General features: G+C 57.2%; 6 protein-coding genes, 3 pseudogenes and 1 riboswitch. Of the genes and pseudogenes, 1 reads left to right on the forward strand and 8 read right to left on the reverse strand.

The window, feature by feature from the left end; genetic code table 11:
* Positions 1-1,169: aminotransferase family protein (locus tag CIT26_RS02290; RefSeq protein WP_143747764.1), on the reverse strand; the 1,169-nt coding region annotated here is incomplete at its 3' end.
* A gap of 381 nt (positions 1,170-1,550) precedes the next feature.
* Here CIT26_RS02290 and CIT26_RS36370 point away from each other — a divergent pair.
* The gene (locus CIT26_RS36370; RefSeq protein WP_167391249.1) at positions 1,551-1,700 is read left to right on the forward strand and encodes a hypothetical protein; all 150 of its coding nucleotides are present in this window, start codon (positions 1,551-1,553) and stop codon (positions 1,698-1,700) included.
* Positions 1,701-2,125: 425 nt separating this feature from the next.
* On the opposite strand, the gene CIT26_RS02295 is transcribed toward CIT26_RS36370, so the two are convergent.
* The 7 genes and pseudogenes from CIT26_RS02295 to CIT26_RS36375 form a co-directional block, all read right to left on the reverse strand.
* Entirely contained in the window at positions 2,126-3,532 is a 1,407-nt protein-coding gene (locus CIT26_RS02295) for a CapA family protein (RefSeq protein WP_095491064.1), read from the reverse strand.
* Between the two features lie 273 nt (positions 3,533-3,805).
* The gene (locus CIT26_RS37305) at positions 3,806-3,973 is read right to left on the reverse strand and encodes a hypothetical protein (RefSeq protein ID WP_245319016.1); all 168 of its coding nucleotides are present in this window, start codon (positions 3,971-3,973) and stop codon (positions 3,806-3,808) included.
* Positions 3,974-4,017: 44 nt separating this feature from the next.
* A pseudogene (locus CIT26_RS02300) lies at positions 4,018-4,382 on the reverse strand (aminotransferase class I/II-fold pyridoxal phosphate-dependent enzyme); the annotation flags it as partial.
* 152 nt (positions 4,383-4,534) lie between these two features.
* Positions 4,535-5,128: pseudogene (locus tag CIT26_RS02305) on the reverse strand (aminotransferase class IV); the annotation flags it as partial.
* A gap of 150 nt (positions 5,129-5,278) precedes the next feature.
* Positions 5,279-5,599 carry a hypothetical protein gene (locus CIT26_RS02310; protein WP_095491065.1) on the reverse strand — a complete coding sequence of 107 codons (321 nt, stop codon included), beginning with the start codon at positions 5,597-5,599 and terminating at the stop codon, positions 5,279-5,281.
* A 2-nt stretch (positions 5,600-5,601) separates the two neighbouring features.
* Positions 5,602-6,733: pseudogene (locus tag CIT26_RS02315) on the reverse strand (D-amino acid dehydrogenase); the annotation flags it as partial.
* Between the two features lie 159 nt (positions 6,734-6,892).
* Positions 6,893-6,983: riboswitch (glycine riboswitch) on the reverse strand.
* Positions 6,984-8,743: 1,760 nt separating this feature from the next.
* Complete coding sequence (locus CIT26_RS36375) at positions 8,744-8,914, reverse strand: hypothetical protein (protein WP_167391250.1); 171 nt, start codon at positions 8,912-8,914, stop codon at positions 8,744-8,746.
* Positions 8,915-9,127 lie beyond the last annotated feature (213 nt).

The following is a 9,127-nucleotide window of genomic DNA, read 5'->3' on the forward strand; positions in this document are numbered from 1 at the left end:
AAATCGTACGGAAATTGAGCTTTCGATTCCTTGTCTGCTACCAATTCAACCGCGTATAGCAGCCCAATTCCGCGCACATCGCCTACGATAGGTGAGGTGTTCATGAGCTGCCGCAATGTTTGTCCAAGATGCTGGCCAGTTTGCGAGGCGTTGGTGATCAAATCGCGATCTTCATATTCGTCCAAGACCGCGAGCGCGGCGGCACACGAGATAGGGTTCGCGCCGTACGTATGTGAAAAGTTAAAACCGGTGAGCTTTGCCAATTCATCAACGGGTTCTGCAGGGAGAAGCACCGCACCCAAAGGACTGTAACCTGCGGCAATTCCCTTTGCCATGACAATGACATCTGGAATGCAGCCGCTCAAATGGTGTGATGCGAGAAACTTACCGGTTCGGCCGGCGCCGCACAGAATCTCATCGAATACGAGAAACACGCCGTATCGGTCGCACAACTCACGGATGCGTCGAAAATAAATGGAAGGCGGCACGAGGCATCCGGTTGCCACACCGCCTACTGGTTCAACCACGTACGCGAGGACGTTTTCTGGGCCTAGATTTACGATAGCATACTCAAGTGCCGCTACGCTTTGCTCAGCGATTTCTTCAGGCGACAAGTCCGGCTCTCCTCGATAGGTCATTGGAGCCGGCACTTTCGCGCCTCTAACTGCGAAACCAGATAGAAAAGGCTCTAACGATTCATCGCCCGAAATCGCGAGCGTGCCGATGGAAGCGCCATGATACGAAGGCATGTTGGAGATCAAAATGCGCTTGCTCGACAAGCCTTTTGCAACCGCGTATTGCCGCAGGAACTTCAGCGCAAGGTCCATAGCCTCGCTTCCGCCTGACGTGAGACCGACCCGTTCGAATGGCGCCCCCGCTAGACTGCAAAGCCGCCCTGTTAGCGCGGCGTTGCCAGCGTGACGCGCAACGCGCGGATAAGCATAATCAAGCGTCATTGCCTGCTGATACATCGCATGCGCTACACGCTCATTAGCATGCCCGATATTGCTGGCGATAGGACCCGACGATCCATCGATGTAGGCCTTCGCATGCTCATCGAACATCCAAATCCCTTCCGCTCTGATCATAAGCGGAACGGGCGCAGATCCATCTCGGCTAAAAAACGCATCCTGAAACATTCCGGAGCTTGCGGTAAAATTCGTGACCAACTAACATCTCCAGGTGGTATTCTGCATTCAGACGGCAAATGGAAGGCTACTCTTTAGCAGCCAAGTCTATCTATTCGAGTTGACCTGAAAGTAGCGTTGGCAGCGTCGAAACTATCCACTAAAGGCTATGACACCTGGGGTGGAGGTTCGCACCAAAAAGGACTGCCGGCTGAAACGGTTGTCGCATACAGTGGCGTGGTTTGAAACAAGCAGGATCCGCGGCACACTCTTACTGTGCGGCTGGAGATGCGGGGACAAGCGGGTTTCTGGGACATTGACGAGCGCTATTTTGAGGCTGAGCGAAGCCTGCGATCCCCTGGAAAAGCCGAACGCGCTGGTTCCGTGGGGGGTTCGGCAAGCCACTCTCCGAGGCGGTGAAGCTTGAAGCGCTCCGATGGAGCCAAGGGCGGTCGTCCACCCTACATGGTGTTCCAACATTGGACCGAAAACACCAACGATGCTGACCTAGTGCTCGGCTGCCAGGTGCTGGCTGATGCCGCCGTGATGATCCTGCGTGGCGAAAGCACGTAGCGGTTGACATCCGAATCGGTCATGAGAAGCGATCGATGATCGATGCTTAGACGCGTAGCATTGAGCACCGAGCCTGGACCGATCCGACCGAGCAATACTCATTCGGCAGAGTCATCGGTTCGAAATGCTAGACTAAGACTAGAGTCCGGCCGGTGCTGGCCTCTGGCTAATTTTCGTCCAAAAACGGCAAACAATTTATTAGGCATCGACTCCGCGGTTGAGCAGGCTCAAGCGCGGAGTCATGAATAGGGCCAAGTGAAGGATTAGGGGTGTTCCGGCAACGGCCGTACTGCCGATGCCCTCTACCGACAAGCGGACCTTGTACAGCTAGGGCTCGCCAGGAGCGATCGTCGCTCCAGTCCGCCTTGCGCCGTCCGGCCCGGAAGTTCGGCGCCCTGCGCCACCACGCCCACGCTGAGGCATCGCTACATGCCACGTTGGGCCGTGCTGGGTTGCAGTCGGATCAGTCCAACACCGTTCTCGATGGTGAATTGGGTGCCATACGGCTCCGAGAGCTTCTGTAGCCGCTCCAGAATGGCAATTGCTTGCGGCACGCCAGCGAGACGCGGCACGCCCCGGTTGGCAAACCTATTTGAGCGGCGTAGCTCAATCGGATAGAGCCGCAATTCAGCAAGCTGGTTCTGTTCGAAACGGCTAATGGTGACCACGCTCTCATAAAAGATCGTATCAGATTGAGAGCCTGCTAACCCTGCCGCCGTATACGGATACCCTTTTGCCACTTCGTCGACCGTGACTTCGGCGTCTGTATCGACCTTCGGATCCTTGCCGTATACCTCGTACATGTCAGCGCCTACCGGCGTTCGGAGATCCTGACAGAAGAAATTACCCAAGCTGTAAAAGATAGGCCGGCCTTTGTAGATCTCGATCCCTCGCAGCTGATGAGGTCCATGCACGACGTATGCGTCCGCCCCGGCATCGATAACCTGTCGGGCAAACGCCTGTTCGCAGTCAGGCGGTTCTTGGCTCCATACCCCAGGCTCGTGCTCATGATTTGTTGCGATGCAGAAGTCGGAGATCTGCTTGCCCCGACGAACGTTGCGCAGGATATCGGAGATGTCACGCGAGTTGGGCTCGAAGCTGTAACTGGCTTTTTGGCCAGCTTTGAACGTCACCTCGTCGAGGACTACGCGGCTTGGATCCTTTCCAGCGGGGTTGTAACCGGGTAGCACTTCGCGCACTTGTCTCAAGCTCTCAAGCATCTCCGGCGGAACAACGATGCTCTTCTCCAAACGAAGGGCGTTGAGCCCTGGTCTGCCTGGCGCCTCGCCAGCGGGATCACACGCACGAGCCATCGGCATGAACGTCGTGGCAAATGACACCAACGCTACCCTTCCGCGCGGAGTCTCCAGGAATCGGGCGGCTCCAGCTTGTGCAAGGTTTTCGCCTGCGCCTGCATGGATGATGCCGTTTTGATCGAGCGCCCGGCTCGTCTCGCGCATGCCTTCAAGGCCCCAGTCAAGTGTATGGTTATTCGCGCGACTGACCATATTGAAGCCCATGGCCCTTAAGTCAGCTCCAAGCTCCGGGTCGCTGACGCAATACGCCCCGCCGTACTCAGCCTGCGGACATCCTTTCGATAGGACATCCAAGATGTTGGTTTCCAGGTTCCCGAAACTGACGTCGGCCTCTTTAAACATGCTGAGGACATCGCCCAGACCGGGATAATTGCCCTTGGTCACTGGCCGCGCAAAGAGCAGGTCGCCAACTGCTGCCATTGTGAAGCCGTTTTCAACATTTGTGGCAATTGAACCGACCGTATCAAAGCCACCATCGTGCTGGATCGAATGGCGACTGTGCGAATCTCTATCCATATGATCTCCTACTTTCCGTGTGTTTGGATGAATGTCTGGATTTGACTGATCACTGTATTTGGGTAACCGGGATAGTTCGCCGGTCCGGCAAGCCCGGCGCGGTTGCTTTGCCCGTATCGAACGTTCGGCAACTCATACCGTCCGCACGCAGATCGACTGCACCTCTACATCGCACAGTTGCTTAGGCGAAAAACCCCAATCTCAATGCCGGGCGTGCAATGACGGTTTCAAAACGCGGCCTCGGGTGAAGATTTCAGCGCGGCATGCTCAAGTCTACACCGTTACCCGCGGCTCGAACTTGACACGATCAAGCGCGATCATGCTCTGGTATTTTCGGACGTTGGGGTTGGTAATTGCTTCCTGCTCGAACTTCTGGTCGCCGGCCGCTACACGGCCGCGCCTCTTCAATATCACATGCCAAGCGAACCAGTGCGGCTTCATCACCAAAGCGGCTGACGATCTAAATGCCGATTGGTAGCCCGCTGCAGCGTCTCGAACAGACCGGCATTGGCGTCAAAACAGGATGAATAGAGAATCGTGTCTTCCATCTTGAGGAATGAGGAGATGCGCGCCTCAAATTGTTTGTGCTCTTCCTGAGTGCCGCAGATGAAGCGGACCGATGCCATGCTATATCCATAGCGGTCGAGCGCAGCCTTAGCCGCATCCCGCAGATCTTGATTGTCAGCGAGACGAGATAATTGTTGGCGCAGAAATTCAGAACCGTGCTGCCATCCGCGAGTTCGATCTCGGACGATTGGGGCGAGGTGATGACCCGCTCGGATTTGGAAAGCCCTGCAGACTTCAACTCAGCCAGTTCCGTCGACAAATAGGCAGTGAAAGCGTTCTTCATCGGCAACTCCGCAGGAACGGCATCGAGTAGGCCATGCACAAGTACATGCTCATCATCGAGTGGTAATCGCTGCCGCGAAAATCGAGGGGCCGGTCGCCTCGATGAGGTAAGCAAAGCCGCTCCGAAATCGCTCTCGCATGGCTCATTTCCGATCATGGGTAGCTGACAGCATTCGACCATGCCGGATCATCGTGCTTTTGCCAGTAGAGCTCCATGAGCCGGCGGGTGATGGATCCGACAAGCCCGTTAGCGATCGCGGTGTCGTCGATACGGGTCACGGGCATAATGCCACCGGCCGTGGAGGTGATGAATACCTCGTCAGCCGCTTTGATCTCAGCACGACTAACGTCAACAGTCGTGGCCGAGAGCCCGATCTCGGCGCAAAGATCGAACACAGTCCGGCGCGTGATGCCAGGCAACACCCCAAAAGCGGGTGTCCTCAGCGATTCGTCCTTTACAACGAACACATTGAAGCCAGGCCCCTCCGCTATGTGCCCGTTTGTATCGACGATCAGCGCTGTCTCCGCCCCTTTGTCGTAGGCATCGAAAAGGCCCTTCACGAGATCGAGCCAATGATAATTCTTGATTGCGGGATCGATCGATTCGGGCGGGATGCGAACTGTCTCGCTGATTGCGACGTGCAAGCCTCTTTCCAGCTGTTCCTTGTTGGCAACCGACCCAAAAGGGATAGCAAGCGCCATGAAGCGATTCTCCGCCTGGCGGGGATCGCGGCTGAATGTTGGCGATGGTAGGGTCGAGGACAGGCGCGTTGGTTTGGGTCGAAGTTTTAGTTCCTCGCCCATGCCACGTTTCCTGTCCCCTCCACGTCGAACGCAGCTTACGGATTGCCCGCACTACGCTCCCCCATTTGCTTCATGTCGAGGCTTATGGGAAACCTATCCTGCCGGAGCGACTTTCAGCATGTCTCGCCGCACTCGATAGCCGTTAAACAGCCGTAGAGTGTCGTAGAGCCACCGCCTATTCCACCGCGTCCAGCCGAAGCCCTTTCGTTTCTGAGCATGCGCCAGCTGGCGCCTGACCTTCTTCTCTGTCCAGTCCTTGATGAGCGCATAGCGCGCATTCATCACCGGCACGACCAGCTGCGGCCCCGCGATAGTCGCGATCTCTGGATCGACGTTCTTCGTCGAAACGCTGAAATCCGGCTCTTCCGGCACCAGATAGCCGATCTCCGCCAGGAAGTCCCTGTACTTCGCCAAATGTTATAGTAAACGCCCGGCGCCTTCCCTTTGCCGACACGCGACATCATGTTCGGCATCATTGGACGGAGGCCGGCTTATGGCACAACGCGGTTCGTGTTGACGCCCGGGAAGAGCTGCCGCGTCCAGTCTACCAGAGGTCTTACCCGGTCATCCCTTATGTCCCGGTTCTGGCCGTTGAACTCTGCGGTCCCGGCCACTCGGAAGCGCTCTGCGCCAAGCCGGCTGGTCACGATTTTGGCCCGGTCGTCGAGGATGCTCACCCATGGAGCGGCTTCCCGCGCCGCATCGTCCTCCAGGTGGACCGTGATCGAGTAGCCCTTGACAGGATAGATGTTGAGGCGATCGCCCAGCATCGCCGCGAAGTCACGGCCGTTCGAACCCGCGCATACGACGATCGCGGCCTCGATAACCTGCGCCGTGGCAGCTTGGCTCGAGTACGTCAGCCTGAACCGGCCGCGTCGTTCAATCTTTGTCACCGACGCGTCGTAGTGGAAACTTCCACGGTGCCGTTCGCATGCGCGGGCCAAGCCGGTGGTATACTTGTGGATGTCACCGGTTGAATCCGAAGGCGTGTAGAACCCTCCATAGAAAGCGCCCGGCAAGGCCGGCTCAATGGACGCGATTTCGCCCGCTGTGACCGGCCGCCTGTCAAGGCCTCCTTCGACGAGGAGTTGATTGACTTTCGTGGCGTGGTCGAAGCCCGGCTTGTCCCAATAGACATGAAGGATCCCGTGGCGAACGTGGTCGAAATCGATGCCCTCACGCTCGGCGATGTCAAACATGTGCCTGCGCGCAGCGATGGCCACACGGGCGGCGGCAACAGTGTTCTCACGGTACTTCGCGATATGGGATACAAATTCCGCAAGCCAGCTGTACTTGTGCCATGCGGCGCCGGGTTCATGAGGAGTGGCGCGACGCCCTCGCCATCCACTTGATGCCCTTTAAGATCGTCGACCAGTGGTTCCAGACTTCCGCATTGCTCGCCGAGAGCTGGCCGCCGTTTGCAAACGAAGTCTCCATTGCGGCATAGCGCTGACGCTCTAGCACGGTGACGTCATAGCCGTGTTCCAAAAGGGCATAGGCTGTCGACACGCCGGCAATGCCGGCACCAATCACAACAATCTTGGGCATTTCGCTCTAATCTTGGGCATTTCGCTCTCCAGACAGGACAATGGGTTCGGGCCAGCCGGCCCGCGGCTCTTCCCCAAATCTGTCACTGTACCTGAGAGCTTAACCGGGAGCCCCGGCTTTCCCCCTTCGGTGGACGCTCCGGCGTCTCTCTCCAGATTGTTCGGCAGGACGGTCGCTTGTACCTGAGAGTTTCCTTGGGGGGTTGCTCCGTCGGTGTCGGCAACGTGCCGATCTCTCCCGTACTGCCTATCGAACAGTCCGTTTGTAGCTCCGTTCAACGATAGTTACAGCCCCTACTTGCGCCTCAATGGTGAAAAGTCCCATCATTTTCGCCGACAAGCTGAAACGCGCGAACCAAGTATGCTGGTTTCTTCGGCAACCAGTCATGGAGCATATTTGAGGCAACCGAACCGCGGAGCCCGCTTATGTCAGTGCGCCAGCGCGGGACACCCTCTCGCCGGCTGCACGAAGTCGAATCGCAGTTGGCCTTGTCGCCCGGTCAACAGAACTACTCCAGGTACTCCACCGTACACCTCGCGTATGATGGAACGTCGACAGTTGGCGCTCAATACCTTCCGCGCACCTGCCGGGTGGCCAGATGAGGTTATCAGGATCCTCGAGGTTCTGGGCACGGCCAGTAATCGGCGCAGTGCTACCCGGATCGAGACCGGTAATTTCTTTGGTCAGGCGGCGCGCAGGAGTGGCGGTTGGGCTTGAACAGGGGAGGCACGTTCGGTTGTGGCAAAGGTGCGCAGACACTCAGCGAATTGAAAGCCCGGCAGGAGACTACGCTCGCTGCCGGGCCGGTACTGCCTTGGGAGGAGGCAGAAGTCAGTTACTCGCGCACCAATTCCTGATCGCCTCGCCTAACCCACGGCCATCGTGTCGTGAACATCGATCACCCTTTGGACCACGACGTAGCATTGGGCGTTCTTTCGAGATCGAGCCCGCTGGTTCAAAGTCGCTAGTCATGCATCCGAGCCGCGTCATCGCCGCGACCTGGACGTCAGTCAGACGACACCAATGACGTTCTCGGTCCTGTCCCGCCCGGAGAAAGATTCCGACGACCGACGCTGAACCCTGGCAGGGAGCTATGGGCTTTATCCGATCGAGCTCAGTCACTTGAAGCGGTCATTCGAGAGACGAAGCCTCATCTCCTTTGAATTAATGGTGCGGTTGATGTGCACCTACAACTATAAATGCATAGAGGAGGACGGTTTGCTCCAAAATGCGTCGACTGGTGAAACGTGGACCGCACAAGGCGGCTTGGTTTGAAATATGTGCGCGAAGAGGACCCCCGTGGCGCTCGATCCTCGCGTTCAAACATTCGAGCAGCGCTGCGAGACAGCCCGTCCAGCAAGCCATGACGGAGCCCGTTTCTGGGTTAGCGGGTGCGCAAGTGTGGCAGCTTGGCTTGAATGGCGAGGGTGCCCCAATCACCCTCACATAGCGCATTAAAAAAAAGTGCCCTGCCGGTGGGGAGTCACACCGGCAGGGCGCGCCGCGCATACGTCACGGCCGCGTGGCGGCCCGAACAGCAGCAGCAGATCATAGCGTTAGATCGCACAGTCCCGCCGGGGAAAAAGATCAATCCGATGCTGCGCGCGAAATAGGGAATCCAAAAAGGGGCCCGAAGTGATGGGTTGAGCGCACCTCGTCGAAAGCTACGTTGTGTTCCTGGGCTCGAACTTGACGCGATCAAGCGCGATCATGTTCCAGAATTTTCAGACACCGCCGGGTGCGGCTTCGCAGACGAGCCACCTGTAGAGCGGTCCAGATCCCATGGATTACGGGTGATCCCATGGAGAATCGTTTCACTCAATCCAACTCCAAATTCCGAAGTTGTCGCCTACCGAGAGTCCTTGGCCCTCCAGATCGGGCGAGATGAAAACAAGCTGTTGGTATTTGAACAGTAGCCGTTAAACAACCGGCTTCCTCTGACGGCCGCCTTCGATGGCTCCGAGATCCTTCCAAAGCAATGGAACAGCATGGAAGAGGCCTGCATCTGCATCAGCAGCGGTTTTCCGTATCGTCGTAGAATTCATTTATAGCATTGATGCGCGAATTGACCTCATCGTGCGGCTGGCGGGCCAAGCGCGTCAATTCCAATGGCGTCACGTCGCCGGCACTCAAACCGGTGGAATCGTATTCTACATATTCATTATATTCATTCAGTGTCATTTGCGGCTATCGTAGCGCGATCGTACGCGCGAGGATGACCATTGCCGGTCATGCTCAGAGTTGTATCTAGGCCGGCCGTAGCTTGCCTTGTACGGTCCGGGCGACAACAGTGCCGAAGCGGCCCGCGACCAACTCATCATTCTGCAGCTAGCTCGGCCATCATCTTCACCAGGGGATCACTGAAGGCGCGGTCGAAGGCACTCTTGTTTTCGA

Origin of the sequence: Mesorhizobium temperatum, from assembly GCF_002284575.1 — a bacterium.
Classification (GTDB): domain Bacteria; phylum Pseudomonadota; class Alphaproteobacteria; order Rhizobiales; family Rhizobiaceae; genus Mesorhizobium; species Mesorhizobium temperatum.

Bases quoted from the DNA above. Each gene is read 5' to 3' on its own strand.
- CIT26_RS02295 (WP_095491064.1), bottom strand. From the start codon at position 3,532: ATGGATAGAGATTCGCACAGTCGCCATTCGATCCAGCACGATGGTGGC.
- CIT26_RS36375 (WP_167391250.1), bottom strand. From the start codon at position 8,914: ATGACACTGAATGAATATAATGAATATGTAGAATACGATTCCACCGGT.
- CIT26_RS37305 (WP_245319016.1), bottom strand. From the start codon at position 3,973: ATGAAGCCGCACTGGTTCGCTTGGCATGTGATATTGAAGAGGCGCGGC.